The organism is Microbacterium sp. MTN4-26 (assembly GCF_042846595.1).
Taxonomy (GTDB): domain Bacteria; phylum Actinomycetota; class Actinomycetes; order Actinomycetales; family Microbacteriaceae; genus Microbacterium; species Microbacterium luteum.
In genome coordinates this window covers 35,292-57,300 of the sequence record NZ_BTGO01000008.1, presented here as the reverse complement: position 1 = coordinate 57,300, position 22,009 = coordinate 35,292, and the positions used below count along the sequence as shown (strand labels likewise).

At 69.5% G+C, this 22,009-nt stretch carries 22 protein-coding genes; 3 read left to right on the top strand and 19 right to left on the bottom strand.

Annotated elements, in window-relative coordinates; translation table 11 throughout:
- Window position 1 precedes the first annotated feature (1 nt).
- The 13 genes from ACGG9C_RS08555 to atpB all read right to left on the bottom strand — a co-directional run bounded on the left by ACGG9C_RS08555 (window position 2) and on the right by atpB (window position 13,404).
- Window positions 2-2,839 (bottom strand): FtsK/SpoIIIE domain-containing protein, encoded by a 2,838-nt coding sequence (locus tag ACGG9C_RS08555; protein WP_390178543.1) that lies wholly within the window; start codon window positions 2,837-2,839, stop codon window positions 2-4.
- Window positions 2,840-2,906: 67 nt separating this feature from the next.
- Window positions 2,907-3,695, bottom strand: a complete 789-nt coding sequence (locus ACGG9C_RS08550) for a PP2C family serine/threonine-protein phosphatase (RefSeq protein WP_071045300.1) — start codon at window positions 3,693-3,695, stop codon at window positions 2,907-2,909.
- A 106-nt stretch (window positions 3,696-3,801) separates the two neighbouring features.
- Window positions 3,802-4,794 (bottom strand): aldo/keto reductase, encoded by a 993-nt coding sequence (locus ACGG9C_RS08545; protein ID WP_390178542.1) that lies wholly within the window; start codon window positions 4,792-4,794, stop codon window positions 3,802-3,804.
- 85 nt (window positions 4,795-4,879) lie between these two features.
- Window positions 4,880-5,629, bottom strand: a complete 750-nt coding sequence (locus ACGG9C_RS08540) for a DUF5684 domain-containing protein (protein ID WP_071045302.1) — start codon at window positions 5,627-5,629, stop codon at window positions 4,880-4,882.
- Window positions 5,630-5,761: 132 nt separating this feature from the next.
- Complete coding sequence (locus tag ACGG9C_RS08535) at window positions 5,762-6,514, bottom strand: YaaA family protein (protein ID WP_390178541.1); 753 nt, start codon at window positions 6,512-6,514, stop codon at window positions 5,762-5,764.
- 80 nt (window positions 6,515-6,594) lie between these two features.
- Window positions 6,595-6,855: a F0F1 ATP synthase subunit epsilon gene (locus ACGG9C_RS08530; protein WP_071045304.1), complete on the bottom strand. Its 261-nt coding sequence runs from the start codon at window positions 6,853-6,855 to the stop codon at window positions 6,595-6,597.
- 34 nt (window positions 6,856-6,889) lie between these two features.
- Window positions 6,890-8,338 (bottom strand): F0F1 ATP synthase subunit beta, encoded by a 1,449-nt coding sequence (gene atpD / locus ACGG9C_RS08525; RefSeq protein WP_071045305.1) that lies wholly within the window; start codon window positions 8,336-8,338, stop codon window positions 6,890-6,892.
- A 40-nt stretch (window positions 8,339-8,378) separates the two neighbouring features.
- Window positions 8,379-9,275 carry a F0F1 ATP synthase subunit gamma gene (locus ACGG9C_RS08520; RefSeq protein ID WP_071045306.1) on the bottom strand — a complete coding sequence of 299 codons (897 nt, stop codon included), beginning with the start codon at window positions 9,273-9,275 and terminating at the stop codon, window positions 8,379-8,381.
- 20 nt (window positions 9,276-9,295) lie between these two features.
- Entirely contained in the window at window positions 9,296-10,933 is a 1,638-nt protein-coding gene (atpA, locus tag ACGG9C_RS08515) for a F0F1 ATP synthase subunit alpha (protein ID WP_071045307.1), read from the bottom strand.
- Between the two features lie 73 nt (window positions 10,934-11,006).
- Complete coding sequence (locus tag ACGG9C_RS08510; RefSeq protein ID WP_390178540.1) at window positions 11,007-11,798, bottom strand: F0F1 ATP synthase subunit delta; 792 nt, start codon at window positions 11,796-11,798, stop codon at window positions 11,007-11,009.
- The gene (locus ACGG9C_RS08505) at window positions 11,798-12,349 is read right to left on the bottom strand and encodes a F0F1 ATP synthase subunit B (protein WP_194383432.1); all 552 of its coding nucleotides are present in this window, start codon (window positions 12,347-12,349) and stop codon (window positions 11,798-11,800) included. Before ACGG9C_RS08505 ends, ACGG9C_RS08510 begins: the two co-directional genes overlap by 1 nt.
- 28 nt (window positions 12,350-12,377) lie before the next feature.
- Window positions 12,378-12,614 (bottom strand): F0F1 ATP synthase subunit C, encoded by a 237-nt coding sequence (gene atpE / locus ACGG9C_RS08500; RefSeq protein WP_071045310.1) that lies wholly within the window; start codon window positions 12,612-12,614, stop codon window positions 12,378-12,380.
- Between the two features lie 46 nt (window positions 12,615-12,660).
- Window positions 12,661-13,404 carry a F0F1 ATP synthase subunit A gene (atpB, locus tag ACGG9C_RS08495; protein ID WP_286932245.1) on the bottom strand — a complete coding sequence of 248 codons (744 nt, stop codon included), beginning with the start codon at window positions 13,402-13,404 and terminating at the stop codon, window positions 12,661-12,663.
- Between atpB and ACGG9C_RS08490 the strand changes: the two genes are divergently transcribed.
- Window positions 13,349-13,471, top strand: coding sequence for a hypothetical protein (locus ACGG9C_RS08490; RefSeq protein WP_390178539.1), 123 nt, complete (start codon window positions 13,349-13,351; stop codon window positions 13,469-13,471). The two genes, atpB and ACGG9C_RS08490, sit on opposite strands and share 56 nt — an antisense overlap.
- Before the next feature lie 113 nt (window positions 13,472-13,584).
- On the opposite strand, the gene ACGG9C_RS08485 is transcribed toward ACGG9C_RS08490, so the two are convergent.
- From ACGG9C_RS08485 to prmC, 4 genes are read right to left on the bottom strand one after another with little or no spacing between them, the layout of a single operon-like run.
- Window positions 13,585-14,082: a hypothetical protein gene (locus tag ACGG9C_RS08485; RefSeq protein ID WP_194383433.1), complete on the bottom strand. Its 498-nt coding sequence runs from the start codon at window positions 14,080-14,082 to the stop codon at window positions 13,585-13,587.
- Window positions 14,079-15,230 carry an MraY family glycosyltransferase gene (locus ACGG9C_RS08480; protein ID WP_390178538.1) on the bottom strand — a complete coding sequence of 384 codons (1,152 nt, stop codon included), beginning with the start codon at window positions 15,228-15,230 and terminating at the stop codon, window positions 14,079-14,081. The genes ACGG9C_RS08485 and ACGG9C_RS08480 overlap by 4 nt, the downstream gene beginning before the upstream one ends.
- Complete coding sequence (locus ACGG9C_RS08475; RefSeq protein WP_194383435.1) at window positions 15,227-15,940, bottom strand: L-threonylcarbamoyladenylate synthase; 714 nt, start codon at window positions 15,938-15,940, stop codon at window positions 15,227-15,229. Before ACGG9C_RS08475 ends, ACGG9C_RS08480 begins: the two co-directional genes overlap by 4 nt.
- Before the next feature lie 59 nt (window positions 15,941-15,999).
- Window positions 16,000-16,878: a peptide chain release factor N(5)-glutamine methyltransferase gene (gene prmC / locus ACGG9C_RS08470; protein ID WP_390178537.1), complete on the bottom strand. Its 879-nt coding sequence runs from the start codon at window positions 16,876-16,878 to the stop codon at window positions 16,000-16,002.
- 138 nt (window positions 16,879-17,016) lie between these two features.
- Here prmC and cysK point away from each other — a divergent pair, with 138 nt between their 5' ends.
- Together cysK and epsC are read left to right on the top strand one after the other, a co-directional pair.
- On the top strand, window positions 17,017-17,955 hold the full coding sequence (cysK, locus tag ACGG9C_RS08465) for a cysteine synthase A (RefSeq protein WP_194383437.1): 939 nt from the start codon (window positions 17,017-17,019) through the stop codon (window positions 17,953-17,955).
- A gap of 4 nt (window positions 17,956-17,959) precedes the next feature.
- Window positions 17,960-18,529 (top strand): serine O-acetyltransferase EpsC, encoded by a 570-nt coding sequence (epsC, locus tag ACGG9C_RS08460; protein ID WP_390178536.1) that lies wholly within the window; start codon window positions 17,960-17,962, stop codon window positions 18,527-18,529.
- Between the two features lie 236 nt (window positions 18,530-18,765).
- On the opposite strand, the gene prfA is transcribed toward epsC, so the two are convergent.
- Both prfA and rho read right to left on the bottom strand, forming a co-directional pair.
- Window positions 18,766-19,845, bottom strand: a complete 1,080-nt coding sequence (gene prfA / locus ACGG9C_RS08455; RefSeq protein ID WP_390178535.1) for a peptide chain release factor 1 — start codon at window positions 19,843-19,845, stop codon at window positions 18,766-18,768.
- A gap of 15 nt (window positions 19,846-19,860) precedes the next feature.
- On the bottom strand, window positions 19,861-21,918 hold the full coding sequence (gene rho, locus ACGG9C_RS08450) for a transcription termination factor Rho (RefSeq protein ID WP_390178534.1): 2,058 nt from the start codon (window positions 21,916-21,918) through the stop codon (window positions 19,861-19,863).
- Window positions 21,919-22,009: the final 91 nt, after the last annotated feature.

Genomic DNA, 22,009 nt, shown 5'->3' with positions numbered 1-22,009 from the left:
ATCAGTCACGGTCGGACTGCTGCGCCGCGAGACACACTCGACGGGGGGCTGCGCCACCGCGGACGAGCCAGGCGCGCGCTCCTCGCGAGTCGCACGGGGGCGGAAGACCGCGATCACCGGTCAGCGTGCGGTAGGCCGTACCGCACGCGGCGTCGATCAGCAGGTCGTGCTCGAGGCGAATGCGCGTGAGCGTCCGCCAGTTCCGCTGCCACAGCTCGGGGTCTCCCACCAGCACCGTGCGCGAGCCGTCGCCGCCCTCGTCGTCGGCCTCGTCGACCATCCGCACCGTGGCACCGCCCGCCTGCCACGTCGAGAAGAGCGACCGTGCGCGGGGCCCCGGCGCGATCACCACCCCCGTCAGACCTCGCGGCGGTCGCCAGAGGTCGGGCTCCACCCGGGCGGACTCCGCGGGAAGGGGCACGATCGCGGTCTGGACGACGACTCCGTCGAGGGTGCCGCGGCCGGGAGGTGCGCTGGGGTCGAATCCCGATGCAGCGCCACCGGCGGCGATGTGCTCCGCGCGCCCCGGGGTGGCGAGCACCAATCGCCGCGCGACCGTCTCGGCCACCCGTGCGAGCGGCCCCGAGAGCCGACGGGCGGTGAGAACGACGAGGTATCCCCCGTGTCCCGCGTCTCTCACGATCGCTTCGAGCAGCGAGATCGCCGCCGCGGCGTGGTCGGCGGGAAGGCGCGCGAGCAGGGTGTCGACGTCGTCGAGCACGATCGCCGTCCCGGCGGCCGGCGGTCGCTCGGCGCAGCCGACGAGCTGATCCCACCCGTGCTCGAGATCCGCCGGGATCCACACCGAGCCGCCCGGCGCCTGCGCGGCGATCAGCGCTGCGGCGCAGGAGCGACCCGAGCCCGCACGGCCGACCACGAGCAGGGAGCGATCGGCCACGAGAACGCCGACGCGGCGCTGGTCCTGCTCGGCGGGGAGGTCGGCGAGACCCAGCGTGAGGTCGGATGCAGGCCGACCGGCTTCGCCCGCACTCAGCCGCGGGTCGGAGATGTCGATGCGCTCCGGCAGCGTCGGATGCCATATCGGGCGCGGGGCGGGTCCGGTCTCGGCGCCTCGAGCGCAGACCCGATCGAGCAGCCCGTCGTCGCTCAGACCGATACGCACGCGCTGGGGTTCCGCGTCCGACGCACGTCGCACGATCGCCACGCCCGCGCCGTCGCGCCCGCCGGGCAGCAGGGCGGCGTCTTCGGTGCCGACGACGGCCCTGCTGTCACCCCGATCGGCGACACGCAGGCTCACGCGCAGCGGACAGTTCGCCAGCAGGGCGTCTCTCACCACCCCGGCGATGCGTTGCGTGCCGAGGACGAGGTGCATGCCGAGCGCACGACCGCGCGCTGCGACGTCGGTGAACACCGTGTGCAGCTCGGGATGCTCGCCCAGCAGCGCCGCGAACTCGTCGACCACGATGACCAGGCGAGGCAGGCGGACTCTCGGGTCGGCGACGTCCCGTGCGCCGATCGCCGTCAGTGCGCGCTCGCGCATCCGGATCTCCGCACGCAGACTCTGAAGGGCCCGCTCCGCACCGTCACCGTCGAGATCGGTGATCACCCCCGTCACGTGGGGGATCCGAGCGAGCGCGTCGAACGCGGTTCCGCCCTTGAAGTCCGCCAGCAGGAAGACGACCTGTTCCGTGGAGTGGCTCGCACACAGCGCCAGCACCCACGACACCAGCAACTCGCTCTTGCCGGATCCGGTCATGCCCGCCACGACGGCGTGCGGACCGTCGTCGACGAGGTCGATCGGCACGACGACGCCGGCCGCCGCGGCGAACCGGGCGGTGAGCGGGCCAGCATCGCCCGCGGGCTGCGAGGCGAGAAGGTCGCCGAGCGACACGACCGTCTCCTCGTCGTCGCCGCGCATCCGGGCCGCCCGCGCGGCGAGGATCGATGCCGCCGCGGCGCACTGGCGGGGATCGAACATCTCCGGCGCGACGTCGCGACGCGAGATGCCGTCGTCGACGATCGCACCCGTCGGTGAGGTCACGGTCATGCGCACGGTGCACTCCGGGGGCGGCGGCGCCGACTCGTCCACCCGCGCGAGCACGAACGTCGCCGACGGGTGGGCCACGTCACCCGGTTCGAGCAGACACATCACCGTCGGAGCGTCCCGCACATGCGGCAGCTGCTGCGCCCACACGTGTTCGGCCCCGGGACCGGAGACGACACGCAGCCGCCCCGGTTCGATACCGAGGACGAGCTGCAGGGCGAGGGCGCGAATCGCAGCGGCCGCGAGCATTCGCGGCCCCGAGACCGCGACGCCGCCCTCGAGCGGAACGACGACCGGCGCGTCCGTGAGGCGACCCGCGTCAGCGCGCAATGCCGCGTCTTCGGGATCGTCGCCGCCGCCGGTGACCCGCTGACCGCTCTCCCGCTCACCACGGCCGACCACCAGGGAGTTGTCGCGGACGACCGAGCGCCGCCAGATCTCGGCGTCGTCGTCGAGGAGCGCGCGTGCATCGGGATGTCGCTGCCGCATCGCGCGCCGCTCGGCGTCGTGACGGTCGCGGAGGCGTTCTCGTACCGCGCGGCGAGCCGCGGCCGACGTCGCCGCGGCCCGACGGTGCTCGCGACGGGCCGCACGCCGGGAATCGAGCAGTGACGCGACCGCGATCACCGGGCCGAGCGCGGCGAGCCACAGCGCCAGCACGTGACCGGTGACGACCCAGATCATCACCGCCCCGGCTATCGGCGCCAGCGCAGCGAGAATCGGGATGCCGCTGCGGCGCGCCGGGGCCGGGGGTGCGGGGAGGACAAGCTCACCCGCGTCGTACCGGAGATCCGGAGCGGGCGGGTTGTCGACGGCGGGTCGGGGATTTCGCACACGCTCATTCCATCCGCCGAGGCGGACGGGCGGGCGTCGCAGCGGCCGGCCTGTGGACGGGAGGGGGTCAGTGCTGCGCCGGGGAGGGATCTTCGGCCGCGACATCGAGCACGATGATCGTGATGTTGTCGCGTCCGCCGTTCTCGAGCGCCGCGTCGAGCATCGCGTCGACGGCGGCAGCCGGGTCGGCGTTCTCCCCCAGGAAGTGCTGGATGCCGTAGTCGGTGAGCTCCTTGGTGAGCCCGTCGGAACAGATCACGAATCGATCGCCGTCGACGAGCTCGAGCCGCACGTAGTCCGGTGTCACGCCGTCGCTCGGGCCCACGGCGCGGGTGATCACGTTCCCGTAGGGATGATTCTCCGCTTCCTCGGGGCTCAGGCGACCGGAGGAGATCAGCTCCTGCACGACGGAGTGATCCGTCGTGATCTGCGCGAGTGCACCGTCGCGCAGGAGGTACACGCGGCTGTCGCCGATGTTGAGCGTCACCCAGTGCGGTTCGTCGCCGGAGACATCCAGATAGACACCCGTCACCGTCGTCCCGGTGCCCTCGTCGGTGGCCTTGGGATGCGATGCGATGTCGCGGACCGCCTTGGCCAGCGCCTTCTCGATCGTGCGAGGAGTGACCGAGCCGCCCTCCACCGTGCCCGAGAGCCGCTCCACGGTGCGGGAGCTGGCGATCTCGCCGCCGATGTGGCCACCCATTCCGTCGGCGACGACGAAGAGCGGATACGAGGCGAGCACCGCATCCTGATTGATCTCTCGTCGGCGGCCCGTGTGGGTGGTCGCCGCCCACGCCAACGACCACGTTCCCGCCGCCGTTGCGACGGAACGCGTGTGGGTCGATACGTCGGGCACGCCCTGACTCTCCCTCGAACGGTCTTGTCGGCAGCACCGAGGTGCTGCCGCGTGCTCACAGCCTAATGGACGTGGCCCCGGCCGCCTCCCGGCTCGGCTCGGCGCGTCAGACCTTGGCGCCGGGATCCTCGGGCAGCGGGAACAGGGCGTCGATCTCCGCGACCTCGTGGACGTCGGGCGTCCAGGCGGTGGCCGCGTCGGCGTTCGCCCGCACCTGGTCACCGCTGGTGGCGCCGGCGATCACGCTGGAGAGCTCGTCGTGCGAGAGCAGCCATCCGATCGTCGCCTGCAGCATCGTGATGCCGCGATCGCCGCAGAAGGCGGAGAACTGCTCCAGCGCGTCCCACGGGGCCTGCTCCCACACGTGGGAGCGCTGGCGAGAGATCCGCGTGTCCTCCGGGGCGTGGGAGCGCGTGAACTTCCCGGTGAGGAGTCCGTTGTGCAGGGGGAAGTACGGAAGGAGTCCGAGCCCGAATCGGCGAACGGCCGGAAGGACCTCGCGCTCGGCCGCTCGCGCGAGCAGGCTGTAGTGGTTCTGAGCCGACACGAAAGGCACGCGATGGGAGGTCGCGGCGATGAAATCGGCTTCCGCGATCTGCCAGCCCGCGAGGTTCGAATGCCCGAGGTAGCGCACCTTCCCCTCGCGCACGAGGTCCGTCAGCACATCAAGGGTCTCTTCGATGGGCGTGTGGGGATCGGGGGTGTGCAGCTGATACAGGTCGATGTGATCGGTCTGCAGGCGCGAGAGGGACCCCTCGACGGCCCTGCGGATGTAGGAGCGCGAGGCCTTCGCACCCGCGGGCGGATATCCCATGTCGCGACCGAAGTGCCCGAACTTGGTGGCGATGGTCACCTCGTCGCGTCGGCCGCGGAGGGCCTCGCCCATGAGCGATTCCGACAAGCCCGGCTCGCCGCCGTACATGTCGGCCGTGTCGAGGAAGGTCACCCCGGCGTCGACCGCCGCGTCGATCACCGCCCGTGTGCCCTCGATGGTCTCCGTCTTCGTGCCCGGGCGACCGAAGTTGTTGCACCCGAGGCCGACGGCGGAGACGAGGAGGCCGGACGTGCCGACGCGACGGAGGGGAACCGATGAACTCATGGCCTCCACGCTAGCGTCGCTCGCAGGTCCCGGCGCCACGCGACGACGTGCCCCCCACTCGGTGGTGAGGGGCACGTCGCTCGCGTCAGGACTGCTTCGGCGGCTCCGGTGCTGCCGGCGGCTCGGTCGACGGCGGCTGGGTCGGCGGGGCCGGCGGCTGCGTCGGAGCCGGCGGCTGGGTCGGCGCCGGCGGCTGCGTGGAGGCCGGCGGGGCCGGCGGCTGAGCGCCGGGTGCGGGCGGCGGCTGGTACCCGGCCGGGGGCTGGTAGCCCGCGGGGTACCCCGGCTGCGTGACCGGGTTGGCCGGGTAGCCCGCCGCGGGAACCTGCGACGGAATGCCGGACCAGGTCGTCTTGTCGGCGAGGAAGTTCCCAGCCCACGGGGCCGCAGGGATCGCGGTGTTCCAGCGCGACCGGTCGAAGGCGTTGATGCCCAGCCAGACGATGGCCAGGAAGATGTAGAGGATGATCCAGACGACTTCCTTCTGGAGCTTGAGCCCCACCCGCCATGCGGCGAGCACGGTGTAGACGCCCGCGGCGAGCGGGAAGAGCCATCCGATCACCGGGATCCAGCCCAGCACGATGCTCGCGCCCCACAGGCCGAGGAGCCACCAGGGATTCAGGTCGCCGAGCTTGACGAAGATCAGCGTGTTGTAGATCGGCACCCACGCCCGCCACTTGCCCTGCACGCCCGCCTTGTCGAAGATCTTCATGAAGAAGAACGCGGTCAGGACGTAGCCGGCGATGGCGAAGATGAACCAGAACACGGCGAAGATGAAGAAGAACGCGACATCGCTGCCGCTGTAGGAGTAGTCGACGCTACTGAACGTTTCCACGGGTACCTCTCCCAGATTCGGCCCGCCGTGCGGCGGGTCGTGAGACATGGTATCGAGAGCGGACGCGTTCTGTCAGGAACCTCCCAGACTTTCTCGTGAACGTTCGTTGCCGGGGGCTTGGTCACCTGACGCTCAATCGGAGAACAGCAGCAGGTCACCGCCCTCGCCGCGGCGGAGATCGACGTCGCTGGCGGCCGCCCACGAGAGCAGGTCGTCGGACCCGGCTATGGTCGCCGCCGACGTCGCCAAGCGGCGGACGAGCTCACCCTTGGCGTGCTTGTTGAAGTGGTTCAGCGCCCGCACAGTGCCGTCCGGCCCCGATGCGACCACCCGCACGTACGACGAGGGCAGGTTTCCCGGAACGGGGCCGAGCGCCACATAGGCTTCGGAGCGCAGATCCAGGACGAAGTCCGGCGCCGCTTCGGCCAGCGCATCCGACACCGCGCCAGACCACAGCCGCTTCGGCGATCCGAGCGTCGGCAGCGTGACCGCCGCCGACATGCGGTACGCCGGAATGCCATCCATGGCGCCGACCGGACCGAACGGTGCGGAGTGGATCTGCACGTGCGCGGCCAGCCATGCGCGTGAGTCATCGTCCAGGCCACGTGCGTCGAGCGCGTCGAAGAGCACCCCGGTGTAGCGGTCGACGGCCGCCATCGTCGGAGAGACGCGCGCGACGGCGTTCAGCCCGATGTCGGCGAGCTGCGTCTTCCCGAGCCTGAGCGTGCGAGCGCTCTCCTCCTCGTCGCCGCTGAGGTCGACGAGCGCATCGACCACGCGGGACCGGAGGGTGGTGAGGGTCGGATGGGCGAGGCGATCCAGGGCGAGCGGCGGGCCTTCTCCCCCGCGTCGTTTGGTCTCGGACGGGGGCAGCAGAACGAGCACGTATCTCTCCGGGGAAGGCGAGAGGGCACGAGCTCCGGATACCCCGGATGCTCGCGCCCTCTCGGACTGCGTGTGTGTCGTCAGGCCACGACGGCGGCGTTGCCGGCCACGATCGTGAGCTCGTCGCCGGCCATCGACAGGAAACCGTCTTGCGCGTTGGCGACGACCTTCTGGCCGGAGGTCTCGGTGATGCGCACCTGGCCTTCCGCGAGGATCGCCAGCACCGGCTCGTGACCGGGCATGAAGCCGATCTCGCCCTCGACGGTCTTGGCGACGACGAGCGAGGCCTCCCCCGTCCAGACCTCGGCGTCGGCGGAGACGAGACTCACTTTCAGCGGCACGTCGACTCCCTCCAGTCGCTCAGTACGAGCATGATCAGCCGTTCTCCTTCTGGATGCGGGCCCAGTTCTCTTCGACGTCGGAGATGCCGCCGACGTTGAAGAACGCCTGCTCGGCCACGTGGTCGAAGTCGCCCTTCACGATCGCGTCGAACGACTCGATCGTCTCCTTGATCGGAACGGTCGAACCCTCCACGCCGGTGAACTTCTTCGCCATGTAGGTGTTCTGCGACAGGAACTGCTGGATGCGACGCGCACGCGACACGACGATCTTGTCCTCTTCGGAGAGCTCGTCGACACCGAGGATGGCGATGATCTCCTGCAGTTCCTTGTTCTTCTGCAGGATCTGCTTCACCGCCGTGGCCACGCGGTAGTGGTCCTCGCCGATGTAGCGCGGGTCGAGGATCCGGCTGCTCGAGGTCAGCGGGTCGACCGCGGGGTACAGACCCTTCGACGCGATCTCACGCGAGAGCTCGGTCGTCGCGTCGAGGTGCGCGAAGGTCGTCGCCGGCGCCGGGTCGGTGTAGTCGTCGGCGGGAACGTAGATCGCCTGCAGCGAGGTGATCGAGTGGCCGCGCGTGGACGTGATGCGCTCCTGGAGCACACCCATCTCGTCGGCGAGGTTCGGCTGGTAGCCCACGGCCGAGGGCATGCGACCCAGCAGCGTCGACACCTCGGAACCCGCCTGCGTGAAGCGGAAGATGTTGTCGATGAACAGCAGCACGTCCTGCTTCTGCACGTCGCGGAAGTACTCCGCCATCGTCAGGGCAGACAGCGCGACGCGAAGTCGCGTCCCCGGCGGCTCGTCCATCTGACCGAAGACAAGGGCGGTCTTGTCGAAGACGCCGGCCTCGTCCATCTCGCCGATGAGGTCGTTGCCCTCACGCGTGCGCTCGCCGACACCGGCGAACACCGACACACCACCGTGGTCCTGAGCGACGCGCTGGATCATCTCCTGGATGAGGACGGTCTTGCCGACGCCGGCACCGCCGAAGAGGCCGATCTTTCCACCCTGCACGTACGGGGTCAGCAGGTCGATGACCTTGATGCCCGTCTCGAACATCGTGGTCTTCGACTCGAGCTGGTCGAAGCTGGGCGCCTGGCGGTGGATGCCCCAGCGCTCCGTGATCTCGACCTGCTCGCCCGGCTCGGCGTTGAGGATCTCTCCCGTGACGTCGAACACGCGACCCTTGGTCACGTCGCCGACGGGCACGGTGATCTGGTCTCCGGTGTCGCGCACCTCCTGGCCGCGGACGATGCCGTCCGTCGGCTTCAGGGCGATCGCACGCACCAGGTCGTCGCCGAGGTGCTGCGCGACCTCGAGAGTGATCTCGGTCGACTCCTCGCCGATGGTGATCGTCGTCTTCAGCGCGTTGTAGATGTCGGGGATCGCGTCGTGCGGGAACTCGATGTCGACGACGGGTCCGGTCACCCGGGCGACACGCCCGACGACCTGCACGTCCGTCTTCTCAGCGGTGAGGCTCATGGCTTCTTCTCTTTCGTGATGGTCTGTTGCGCCGTGCCGGTCACTTGCCCGACGCGAGGGCGTCGGCGCCGCCGACGATCTCGGCGATCTGCTGGGTGATCTCGGCCTGGCGTGCGTTGTTGCGCAGTCGCGTGTAATCGGTGATCAGCTTGTCGGCGTTGTCGCTCGCGGACTTCATCGCCTTCTGCGTCGCAGCGTGCTTGGCCGCCGACGACTGCAGGAGGGCGTTGAACACGCGGCTCTGGATGTACACCGGCAGCAGAGCGTCGAGAACCGTCTCGGCGTCGGGCTCGAACTCGTAGAGCGGATATACCTGCGAGTCGGTGCTCTCCTCGGCCTCGACGACCTCGAGTGGCAGCAGGCGCACGGTCTCGGGCGACTGCGTCATCATGCTGACGAAACGGTTGTACACGAGGTGGATCTCGTCCACTCCGCCGTCTTCGCCGCCGCGGTCGTATGCATCCAGAAGCGTCGCCGCGATCTCCTCGGCGGTGTGGAAGTGCGGCGTGTCGGTGTCACCCGTCCACTGCGCCGCGCTGTCCATGCGGCGGAACTGGAAATACCCCACGGCCTTGCGGCCGATGAGATAGAACACCGGCTCGCGTCCTTCCGAACGCAGGAGCTCGGCCAGCCGCAGACCCTCGCGGAGGATCTGCGAGTTGAACGCGCCCGCCAGTCCCCGGTCCGAGGCGAAGATCACCACGGCGGAGCGGCGGATGACGTCGCGCTCCACGGTCAGCGGGTGATCGACGTTCGAGTGCGTGGCCACGGCGGAGACGGCCCGCGTCACGGCCCGCGCGAAGGGCGAGGAGGCGCGCACACGCCCCATCGCCTTCTGGATGCGCGATGCCGCGATGAGTTCCATCGCCTTCGTGATCTTCTTGGTGGTCTGAGCAGAGTTGATCTTCTGCTTGTAGACCCGCAGTTGTGCGCCCATGGTTCCTGTCCCGGAGCGCCTTAGCGGCGACCCTTGACGATCTTCTCCTGGTTGACGTCCTCGGCCGCGGCGGCGGAGACCTCTTCGTGGCCGGGCTGGTTGATGGCCTGGCCCTTGCCGGCCTGGAACTCCAGCACGAACGCGTCGGTCTTCGCCTCGAGCTCGCTGAGGATCTCGTCGGTGAGCACGTTCTTCTCGCGCAGGTCGTCGAGCACCGAGGTGTTGCGACGCAGGTAGTCCAGCAGCTCGCGCTCGAAGGACAGCACGTCCTCGACTTCGATGGTGTCGAGCTTGCCGTTGGTGCCGGCCCAGATCGACACGACCTGCTCCTCCACCGGGTACGGCGAGTACTGGGGCTGCTTCAGCAGCTCGGTGAGGCGGGCACCGCGAGCCAGCTGGCGGCGCGACGCGGCGTCGAGGTCGCTCGCGAACATCGCGAACGCTTCGAGCGAACGGTACTGGGCGAGCTCGAGCTTGAGCGTTCCCGAGACCTTCTTGATCGACTTCACCTGGGCATCGCCACCGACGCGCGACACCGAGATGCCGACGTCGACGGCGGGGCGCTGGTTCGCGTTGAACAGGTCGGACTGCAGGAAGATCTGACCGTCGGTGATCGAGATGACGTTCGTCGGGATGTAGGCCGAGACGTCGTTGGCCTTCGTCTCGATGATCGGCAGACCGGTCATCGAACCGGCGCCGAGCTCGTCCGACAGCTTCGCGCAGCGCTCCAGCAGACGCGAGTGCAGGTAGAACACGTCACCCGGGTAGGCCTCACGACCCGGCGGACGCCGCAGCAGCAGCGACACGGCGCGGTACGCCTCGGCCTGCTTCGACAGGTCGTCGAAGATGATGAGGACGTGCTTGCCGTCGTACATCCAGTGCTGACCGATGGCCGAGCCGGTGTACGGAGCGAGGTACTTGAAGCCGGCGGGGTCCGACGCGGGTGCGGCGACGATGGTGGTGTACTCCATCGCACCGGCGTCTTCGAGAGCGCCCTTCACCGAAGCGATGGTCGAGCCCTTCTGGCCGATGGCGACGTAGATGCAGCGCACCTGCTTGGTCGGGTCGCCCGACTCCCAGTTGGCCTTCTGGTTGATGATCGTGTCGATCGCGATGGCCGTCTTGCCGGTCTGGCGGTCGCCGATGATCAGCTGGCGCTGGCCGCGGCCGATCGGGATCATCGCGTCGATCGCCTTGATGCCGGTCTGCATCGGCTCGTGCACGCTCTTGCGCTGCATGACGCCGGGAGCCTGCAGCTCGAGCGCGCGGCGCCCGATCGAGGCGATGTCGCCGAGTCCGTCGATCGCGTTGCCGAGCGGGTCGACCACGCGGCCGAGGTAGCCGTCGCCGACGGGCACCGAGAGCACCTCGCCGGTGCGCGTGACCTGCTGGCCGGCTTCGATGCCGGCGAAGTCGCCGAGCACGACGACACCGATCTCGTGCTCGTCGAGGTTCAGGGCGAGACCCTGCGTGCCGTCCTCGAACACGACCAGTTCGTTGGCCATGACGCCGGGCAGGCCCTCGACGTGGGCGATGCCGTCCGCGGCGTCCACGACGGTGCCGACCTCCGTCGCCGCGGCCCCGGTGGGCTCGTAGGCGGCGACGAAGTCCTTCAGCGCGTCACGGATGACGTCGGGGCTGATAGAGAGTTCTGCCATTGTCTTCCCTTTGTACTCACTACTTCTGTGTGGGGCCGTGGCCCGAAGCCTCCGCCTTGCGGCGGGAAGTCTGTTAGCCGGCCAGTCGCTGCCGGAGTTCGGCCAGGCGCGTGGACACGCTGGCGTCGATGACGTCGTTCGCGATCTGCACCCGCACGCCGCCGATGACCGCGGGGTCCACGACGGTGTTGATCGCGACCTCGGTGCCGTACCGCTTCGACAGCGTCGCCGACAGGCGCTGGACCTGGGCGTCGCTGAGCGGCGCGGCCGAGGAGACCGTCGCGACCGTGCGGCCGCGCTGGTCGGCGACCACGCGCATCGCGTTGGCCACGAGCTGTCGCACGCGGCGCTCCCGCGGCTGCTGCACGAGCGAGGAGACGATCAGCCGTGCTGCCTCGCTCGAGCGTCCGGTCAGCAGCGTGTCGACGAGGGCACCCTTGGCGGATGCGTCGCCGAGTCGGCTGCCGAGCGCCAGTTCGAGCTCCGGGTTCTCCGCCACCGTCCGCGTGAAGCGGAAGAGCTCGTCTTCGACCGGCGCGGCCGGCTCTGCGACGGCTGCGGCACGGATTGCGAGCTCTTCGAGCCCGTCGACCATGTCGGAGGCCGACGACCAGCGCTCGGAGACCGCTGCGGTCAGCAGCGACACCGAGACCGGGCGGAGCGCCGCGCCGAACACGTCGGCGACGACCTTCGCCCGCGCGGCCGGTGCCGCTGCAGAGTCGGCCAGCGCGCCGCTCAGTGCGGAGGTGTCACCGACCGACCGAGCCGCGGCGAACAGCTCGCGCGCGACGTCGATGTCGACGCCGGACGCGGAGCCGAGCGCCGCGGTGGTGCCCGCGAGCGCCTGAGTGGTCGCGCTGCCCATTACTGCGCCGCCTTCTCGGCCTCGAGGTCGGCGAGGAAGCGGTCGACGACGGCCTGAGCCTTCGCGTCGTCGGACAGCGTCTCTCCGATCACGCCACCGGCGAGATCGAGCGCGAGCGTGCCGACCTCTCCGCGCAGCGACACGAGCGCCGCCTGGCGCTCCGCCTCGATCTGCGAGTGCGCCGACGCGGTGATGCGCGCCGCCTCGCTCGCTGCGGAGTCCTTCGCCTCGGCGACGATCTTCTTGCCGTCCTCACGGGCGGCGTCGCGGATCTCACCGGCTTCCTTGCGGGCGTCGGCGAGTGCAGCGGTGTACTCCTGCAGCGCGGCCTCGGCCTTGCGCTGCGCCTCGTCGGCCTTGGCGATGTTGCCCTCGATCGCGGTCGAGCGCTCGTCGAGCAGCTTGTTCATCCGCGGCAGCACGACGCGCCAGAAGATGAAGAGGATGACGACGAAGCACACCGCCGACCAGGTGATGTCGTAGATCGCGGGGATCAGCGGGCTCGGCGTCTCGCCTTCTTCCGCGGCGAGTGTGACAAGAAGCTCTTGCATCCTGTCTCCTTACGTGTGCGGGGTCTGCTTAGAAGCCGAAGATGAAGCCGGTGGCGATACCGATGAAGGCGAGCGCCTCGGTGAAGGCGATACCGATGAACATCAGGACCTGCAGGCGACCGGCGAGCTCGGGCTGACGAGCCACGCCCTCGATGGTCTTGCCGACGACGATGCCCACGCCGATGGCGGGACCGATGGCGGCCAGGCCGTAACCGACGCTCGCGATGGAGCCCGTCACCTGGGCGAGAACCGTAGTTGCGTCCACGGGGGTGTTTCCTTTCGGTTGGGTGGGACGGCGTGTGCCGGCCCGCTCAGTGCTCTTCCGCAACCGCGAGCTGGATGTAGACCGCGGTGAGGATGGTGAAGACGTACGCCTGGAGGAAAGCCACCAGGAGTTCGAACAGGGTGAAGACGAAGCCGAAGGCGAGCGTGCCCGCGCCGAGCACGGTCCACAGGCCTCCGAGGGTGAAGACGAAGTACTGCGTGGCGGAGAAGAACAGCACCAGCATCAGGTGCCCGACGATCATGTTCATCAGCAGACGCAGGGTGAGCGTGACCGGGCGGATGATGAACGTCGAGAGGAACTCGAGCGGGATGATGATGATGTACAGCGGCCACGGCACGCCGGAGGGCATGAGGGAGTTCTTGAAGAAGTTGCCCGGGCTCTTGCGGATGCCGGCGTAGATGAAGGTCACGTAGGCGATGACGGCGAGCAGGAGCGGAACGGCGATGACGCTCGTGCCGGCGATGTTGATGCCGGGGATGATGCCCGTCAGGTTCATGAACAGGATCATGAAGAACATCGTCGTGAGGATCGGCAGGAAGCGCTGGCCGTCCTTCTTGCCCAGTAGGTCCTCGGCGATGTTGACGCGGACGAAGTCCAGCGCCATCTCGATGACGCTCTGGAAGCGGCCGGGGACGAGCTTCAGCCGCCGGGTTCCGACGAGGAACAGGATCACCAGGACGGCGGTCGCGAGGAACTGCGCCAGGTTGATGCGGGTGATCTCGAAGGCGGTGCCCTCGAAGAAGATCGCCGGAGGGAAGAAGTCCGCGATCGACGGCGGGTGGAATTCGTCGTCAGTGGACGTGGCGGTGGCGGTGGCGATCAGTGTCGCAGCTTGAGTGATCAGCGCTGGCTCCAGCTTCGGGGCGACGGTGGGTACCGTAGCGACGATGGTCGGTGAGAGTCATCCGCGAGCTACTCACGAAGAGAGCGCGGGCGCGGAACAACACTATCAAACTCGGGGCGCCCCCGAGTCCGCGTCCGAATCGGGCCCGCCGCGGTCGTCCGCACCCGGCAACGACACGTCGCTCACGTGCGGGATGCGCATCTTCAGGAGAACCACGACGTCGACGGCGAGAGAGGCCATGACGCTCACGACGAGAGCGACGAAGAACACCGCGGGCGCGACCCATGCCTGATCGCGCAGCACGAGCAGCGCCACGATGAACAGGACGAGCTTGAGGAGCCATCCGCCGAGCACGATGCCGAAGAAGACCGGCACGTAGAGCGGGTCGCCGTACCACCGGTTGGCGATGAGGATGCTCGCGGCGGTGATGCCGAGGAAGACCGCGGCGATCAGCACACCGGCCAGCCCGCTCCAGAGGCCTTCGGTTCCGGCCACCAGGAAGCCGATCACGGCGGCTGCGATCGCCAGAACGGCGGTGACGGCTCCGGACCACACCAGCGCCGTGCGCAGGATCGGAGTGCTCGAGACGGGATGAGGGCTCATACGGCTTCCTTCGGGCTGATGGCGGAGCGACGGGAGGGCAGGAGGGTGACGACGAGGCACGCGACGACGCCGACGGCGCCGAACACGACGCCGAGCAGGTAGTCTCCCGGCCACTCCTGCGCGGTGCCGATGTACATCAGGAGGAAGGCGAGGCTCACGACCGCCGTCCACGCGTAGAAGATCAGGACGGCGTCGCGATCGCTGTGACCCATGTCGAGCATGCGGTGATGGAGGTGCTTGCGATCGGGAGAGAACGGGCTCTTGCCCGCCCCCATGCGGCGGATCACCGCCAGGCCGAAATCGAGCAGAGGCAGGATCACCACGACGATCGGCAGCAGGATCGGGATGAATGCACCGAGCAGCTGCGAGCGGCCGAACACGTCGTTGTCGCCGATGATCGCCGGATCCAGCTGTCCCGTGATCGCGATCGCCGAGGTCGCCATCAGCAGACCGAGCATGAGCGCGCCGGAATCGCCCATGAACATCTTCGCGGGATTCCAATTCAGGGGGAGGAAGCCGATGCAGGCGCCCACCAGGACGGCCGCGATGAACGAGGCGAGGTTGAAGTAGCTGCTGGCGCCGGTGTCGCGCACGAGCAGGTAGGAGTACGCGAAGAACACGCCGTTGGCGATGAGGCACACTCCGGCCACGAGCCCGTCGAGCCCGTCGATGAAGTTCACGGCGTTCATGACGACGACGATCGCGAACACGGTGATGGTGAAGCTCACCCACCCCGACCAGAGGGAGATCCCGCCGATGGGGAGCGCATAGATCTGCAGCTCGCCGAACCACGCGATGATTCCGGCGGCGACGAACTGCGCGCCGAGCTTGATCATCCAGTCGAGATCCCACAGGTCGTCGGCGACGCCCACGAGCACGATGAGGGCGGTCGCGGCCAGGATCGCGTAGACCGGGCGCGGATCGGCCCAGAAGATCTGGAAGAACGGATGCTGCGACGACACGAGGAACGCCGTGACGACACCGAGGAACATCGCGATGCCCCCGAGGCGCGGCGTGGGCGTCTTGTGGACGTCGCGCTCGCGGATGCCGGGGTACAGCCTGAAGCGCAGGCTGAGTCGCCACACCGCCCACGACAGGGCGAGGGTGACGGCGGCGGTGAGCAGGACCGTGAACAGGTACTGCTTCACGAGTCGCCGCCGGAAACGGGTCCGGGCGCCTCCTCGACCTGAGACTCGTCGGGCTCGAGGAGGTCGCCGAGCACGTCGCGCAGACGCTCCCGGGAGATCGCCCCCTCCCGCAGCACGCGCACCACGGGCTCGGGACCGACGACCAGCGAGGTCGCGTCGACGATCGTGGAGGCGACCCCGGTCGCGCTCGGGCCGTCGTCGAGGTACGTCGAGACGCTGTCGCCGAGCATCGCCATGGCGTCGAGCACCGCCACCGCGGCCGGCCTGCCGGTGAGGTTGGCGCTGGAGACCGCCAGCGGTCCCGTCTCCTCGAGCAGCTCGAGGGTGAGCCGATGATCGGGCATCCGGACCGCCACGGTGCCGTGGGTGTCGCCGAGGTCCCACGACAGCGACGGCTGCGCGGGAAGCACGATGGTCAGCCCGCCCGGCCAGAACTCCGCCACGAGCCGTTCGACGGCCTCCGGGACCTCCGACACGAGCGCGCGGAGCGTGTCCACTCCCCCGACCAGCACCGGCGGCGGCGACTGCCGGCCGCGGCCCTTCGCCTCCAGAAGACGCTGCACGGCGGACGCCGAGAACGCGTCGGCGGCGATGCCGTACACGGTGTCGGTGGGGACGACGATCAGATCGCCTCGGCCGATGGCCTGGCGCGCCCGGCGCATGCCGGCCAGGAGCTCGGACTCGTTCCGGCAGTCGAAGAGGGAGGACATGACGACATGATTCTAGGCGCAACTCCTGCGCACTCCCCACGGCCGGGGGCATCCACCGATCAGGGTCGGACGGCAGTGGTGGTGCGGTCGCGCATGGTCAGGTCCGGGTGGGTCGCGGCCGCACGCCAGCCATCGTTTTCCAAGACGGCGCGGATCGCCTCCCCCTGCCATTCACCGTGCTCGAGGACGATCGTGCCGCCCGGGTGCGCCAGCCGCAGGCCGACCCGGCTGATCACCCGGATGACGTCGAGTCCGTCGGGACCTCCGTACAGCGCCGCGGCGGGATCGTGATGGCGCACCTCCGGGTCTCGCGGGATCGCGTCGTCGGGCACGTACGGCGGGTTGGAGGCGACCACGGACACGGTGCCGTCGAGCTCAAGGAAGGCGTCGGCGAGATCGATGAACGCCACGCGCGCGTTGTCGCCTCCCCACCGCGCGAAGTTCTCCTTCGCCCACACGAACGCGTCGACGGAGTTCTCTGCGGCGTGCACCCGGGCGTGCGGCACCTCCGTCGCCATGGCGAGCGCGAGAGCGCCGCTGCCGGTGCCGAGATCGACCGCGACGGGCTCGGGGGCGGCGGCCGCCCGGAGGGCGTCGATGGCGAGCTGCGCGACGATCTCCGTCTCGGGCCGCGGCACGAAGACCCCGGGTCCGACACTCAGCTCGAGGGAGCGGAACGGGGCGATGCCGGTGAGATGCTGCAGGGGAACGCGGGTCGCGCGCCGTTCGACGAGGTCCGCGAAGTCGTCCGCCTGCGCGCTCGTGAGCCCGTCACCGCGGAACGCGGCCGCCTGCACTCCCCCGCGAGAGAGCGCGAGCACGTGACCGAGGAGCAGCTCCGCGTCGACGATCGCGTCGACGATACCGGCGCGCTCCAGTCGCGAGGAGGCGAGGCGGAGCGCCTCGGACACCGGGGCGGATGCGTCGGAGGAGGGCATGACCTGTACAGCTTAGGCGGGCGCGCGATGCCGGCGCGGCGTCGGCGGGCGCGGTTGCGACATAATCGCGCCGTCGGGTTTCGCCTCGCCTAGGCTCGGACTGTTCCCCTCGAACCCGTCGACAGCGAAAGGCACGCAATGCCCGGCATCCACTCCGACATCACCTCCGCCTTCGGTGACACCCCTCTCGTCCGGCTGAACCGGGTGGCCGAGGGCACCGAGGCCAACATCCTGGCCAAGCTCGAGTTCTACAACCCCGCCTCCAGCGTCAAGGACCGCCTCGGTGTCGCCATCGTCGACGCCGCCGAGGCCTCGGGCGACCTGACCGCCGGCGGCACGATCGTCGAGGCCACCAGCGGCAACACCGGGATCGCCCTGGCGATGGTCGGCGCGGCGCGCGGCTACAAGGTGGTGCTCACGATGCCCGCCTCGATGTCGAAGGAGCGCCGCATGCTGCTGAAGGCCTTCGGCGCCGAGCTCGTGCTCACCGACCCGGCCAAGGGCATGAAGGGCGCTGTCGAGGAGGCCGAGGCGGTCGCGGCGAAGACCCCCGGCGCCATCCTCGCCAAGCAGTTCGCCAACGAGGCGAACCCGGCGATCCACCGCAAGACCACGGCGGAGGAGATCCTGCGCGACACCGACGGCGCGGTGGACTACTTCGTCGCAGGCATCGGCACCGGCGGCACCATCACCGGCGTCGGCCAGGTGCTCAAGGAGAAGGTTCCCGGCGCGAAGGTCATCGCCGTCGAGCCCAAGGACTCGCCGCTGCTGACCGAGGGTCACCCGGGACCGCACAAGATCCAGGGCATCGGCCCGAACTTCGTTCCGGCCATCCTCGACCGCGACGTCATCGACGAGGTCATCGACGTCGAGCTCGACGACGCGCTGCGACTGGCGCGCGAGACCGCGGCGAAGGACGGCATCCTCGTGGGCATGTCCAGCGGCGCCGCGATCTGGGCAGCCCTGCAGGTCGCCGCACGCCCTGAGGCGGCGGGCAAGAACATCGTCGTGATCATCCCCTCGTTCGGCGAGCGGTACCTGTCGACCCCGCTGTACGCCGATCTCGTGGAGGACTGAGCGGATGGGCCTGTGGTCCGACGTTCGCGACGACCTCGCCGCCGCGAAGCTGCGCGACCCGGCCGCGCGCTCGGCGGTCGAGATCGCGCTGCTGTACCCCGGACTCCACGCCGTGTGGGGCCACCGGGTCTGGCATGCCCTGTGGGAGCGACGTTTCCGCTTCGTCGCGCGCGCGGGATCGCAGCTGACCCGGTGGCTCACCGGCATCGAGATCCACCCCGGCGCGAACATCGGACGCCGGTTCTTCATCGACCACGGCATGGGGGTCGTGGTGGGCGAGACGGCCGAGGTCGGCGATGACGTCATACTCTACCACGGCGTCACGCTGGGTGGACGTCAGCGCAACGGCGGCAAGCGCCATCCGACCCTGGAAGACGGCGTCGCCGTCGGTGCCGGCGCGAAGATCCTCGGCCCCATCACGATCGGCGCGGGAAGCGTCGTCGGGGCCAACGCGGTGGTCACCAAGAGCGCACCGGCCGACAGCATCCTCGTGGGCGTGCCCGCCAAGCCCCGCCCGAGGACGGCCGACGTCGACACCCGCGCTCTCCTCACCGCTCCCGAATACGTGATCTGAGCCTCCGTCGCTTCCGGTGCCGTCTCCCCGGCGTTCACAACTCCTCACTTCCGGGCCGACACGCCGGGCGCGCGACGCCGCACGGCGCCGTCACGCCCGGATTCGAGGAGTTGTGAACCGCACCCGGGCGGCAGGTCCGGACCCTGAGGAGTTGTGAACCGCACCCGGGCGGCAGGTCCGGGCCCTGAGGAGTTGTGAACCGGCTCCCGGGCGGCAGATCCGGCCTCGAGGCGGAGTCAGGAGTCGCCGGCGAGTGAGGCCAGACGCGCCTCCTCGTCGGCCGTGATCGCGGATTCGATCACCGGCTCGAGGGCACCGTCCATCACGTGGTCGAGGTTGTAAGCCTTGTACCCCGTGCGGTGGTCGGCGATGCGGTTCTCGGGGAAGTTGTAGGTGCGGATGCGCTCGGAACGGTCCATCCCGCGGATCTGCGACTTGCGCGCGTCGGCCGCCTGAGCATCGCGCTCCTCCTGCTGACGGGCGAGCAGCCGTGCACGCAGCACGCGCATCCCCGCCTCGCGGTTCTGCAGCTGCGACTTCTCGTTCTGCATCGACACGACGATCCCGGTCGGCACGTGCGTGATCCGCACAGCCGAGTCGGTTGTGTTCACCGACTGTCCGCCCGGGCCCGACGATCGGTAGACGTCGATCTTGAGATCGTTCGGGTTGATCTCGACCTCGTCGGGTTCGTCGACTTCGGGGAACACCAGCACGCCGGTCGTCGAGGTGTGGATGCGCCCCTGCGACTCCGTCGCCGGGACACGCTGCACGCGGTGCACTCCGCCCTCGTACTTCAGGTGCGCCCACACGCCCTGCGCCGGGTCGGAAGACGCCCCCTTGATCGCGACCTGCACGTTCTTGTAGCCACCGAGGTCGGACTCGTCCCGCTCCAGCAGCTCGGTCTTCCAGCCCTTCGACGCGGCGTACTGCAGGTACATGCGCAGCAGGTCCGCGGCGAACAGGGCACTCTCGGCGCCGCCCTCCCCCGCCTTGATCTCCATGATCACGTCACGGGCATCGTCGGGGTCGCGAGGGATCAGCAGGCGCCGCAGCTTCTCCTGCAGCCGGGCGCGCTCCTCCTCGAGGGCCGGCACCTCCGCGGCGAAGGCATCATCCTCCCTCGCGAGTTCGCGCGCGGCTTCCAGGTCGTCGCCCGAGGCCGTCCACGCCTCGTAGGCGCGCACGATGCGCGACAACTCGGCATACCGACGGTTCACGCGCTTCGCGCGCCCCGCATCCGCGTGCACCGCCGGATCCGACAGCTCGCGCTCGACGTCGCGGTACTCCTCGATCAGCCCCTGGACGGACTCGAACACGCCGACCTCCGCGGGTCAGCGGATGCTGTTGTCGGATCCGTGCGCGCCGTTGCCCCCGTGGGCGGGTGCGGGGATCGACTTCTGCATCTGCACGAGGAACTCGACGTTCGACTGGGTCTCCTTGAGCTTGCCCAGGACGACCTCGAGCGCCTGCTGCGGCTCCAGACCCGCGAGGGCCCGCCGCAGCTTCCAGGTGATCTTGACCTCGTCGTTCGACAGGAGCATCTCCTCGCGGCGCGTGCTCGACGCGTTGACGTCGACGGCGGGGAAGATCCGCTTGTCGGCGAGCTGACGGTTCAGGCGCAGCTCGCTGTTTCCGGTTCCCTTGAACTCCTCGAAGATGACGTCGTCCATCTTGGAGCCGGTCTCGACGAGAGCCGTCGCGAGGATCGTGAGCGATCCGCCGTTCTCGATGTTGCGCGCCGCGCCGAAGAAGCGCTTGGGCGGGTAGAGCGCCGAGGCGTCCACTCCGCCGGTGAGCACCCGGCCCGACGTCGGCGCCGAGATGTTGTACGCGCGGCCGAGACGCGTGATCGAGTCCAGCAGCACGACGACGTCGCGCCCCAGCTCGACAAGGCGCTTCGCGCGCTCGATGGCGAGCTCGGCCACGGTGGTGTGGTCCTCGGCGGGACGGTCGAAGGTCGAGGCGATGACCTCGCCCTTGACCGTGCGCTGCATGTCGGTGACCTCTTCGGGACGCTCGTCGACCAGCACGACCATGAGGTGGACCTCGGGGTTGTTGTGCGCGATCGCGTTCGCGATCTGCTGCAGCACGATCGTCTTGCCGGCCTTGGGCGGCGCGACGATGAGGCCGCGCTGCCCCTTGCCGATGGGCGCGACGAGGTCGATGATGCGCTGGGTCAGCTTCTCCGGGGCCGTCTCCAGGCGCAGACGCTCCTGCGGGTAGAGCGGCGTGAGCTTGCCGAACTCGACCCGGTCGGCGGCGTCGTCGACCGACAGACCGTTGACCGCGTCGACCTTCACCAGCGCGTTGTACTTCTGCCGGCTCGACTGCTCGCCCTCGCGCGGCTGCTTGATGGCGCCCACGACGGCGTCGCCCTTGCGCAGGTTGTACTTCTTGACCTGGCCGAGCGAGACGTAGACGTCGCTCGAGCCGGGGAGGTAGCCGGTGGTGCGGACGAACGCGTAGTTGTCGAGCACATCGAGGATGCCCGCGACCGGGATGAGGACGTCGTCCTCGCTGATCTCGGTCTCGAACTCGTCGCCGCCGTTCTGGCCTCGGCGCTTGTTGCGCTGCCGGCCACGACCGGAGCCCTGGCCGTCGTCGTCGCCGTCGTTCTGCGCGTTCTGGCCGTTGTTCTGCGAGCCGGAGTTCTGATTCTGTCCCTGGTTCGCGTTCCGGTTCCGGTTGCGGTTGCGGCTCCGGCTGCGACCGCGGCCCGAGGACTCGCCGTCCGAGCCGTCCTGCCCGTTCCCGCCCTCGTTGTCGCTCTTGCCCTGACCGGCGCCGGCGTCGTCGTTCGTCGTCGCGTCGCTCTTGCCGCCCGTGTCGCCATCGCTCTCGGCGGCGGCGGACTTCTGGGCTGCCTCGGTGGGCGCTGAGCCGCCCTTCCCCGCGTCATCGGCCTGCGCGTCGTCGCCCTTCGGCTGCGAGCCTGTTGACTCGGAGCCCTCGGACGACCCGGACGCTTCGGCGTCGGCCGAGGCCGCCGCCTTGCCGCGTCCCTTGCGGGCGCGTGCCGGCTTCTTGGCCGGCTTCTCCGTGGTGTCGGACGAGGCATCCGCGTCTCCGGTGGCAGGCGAGCCCTCCGTCGAGGCCGGAGCCGCATCGTCGGACGGCGTCGGTGCTGCGTCCGGGGCGGCCTCGGCAGCCGCGGAGTCGTCGGAGGCCGGAGCGTCGGTGCTCTTCGCGCGACGCGGAGTGCGCTTGCGCGGTGCCCGGGCGGGCTTCTCGGCCGGCGCGTCGCCGGCCTGCTCCCCCGCGGTCTCTGACGCCGCAGCCTTCTCGGCCGCAGCCGGAGCAGTATCGGCCGGAGCCGACGCGGTGGATGCCGACGAGGTGTCGGCTGACGCCGCTGCGGCGTCGGTGTGGATCTCGGAGATGGACTCCACGAGTTCTCCCTTGTGAACGATTGGAATGCGCGACCGCACGCGCGCAGAGAAGGTCCCCGGCTTCCCCCGAAGGATCGGGTGCCGCGTGCCG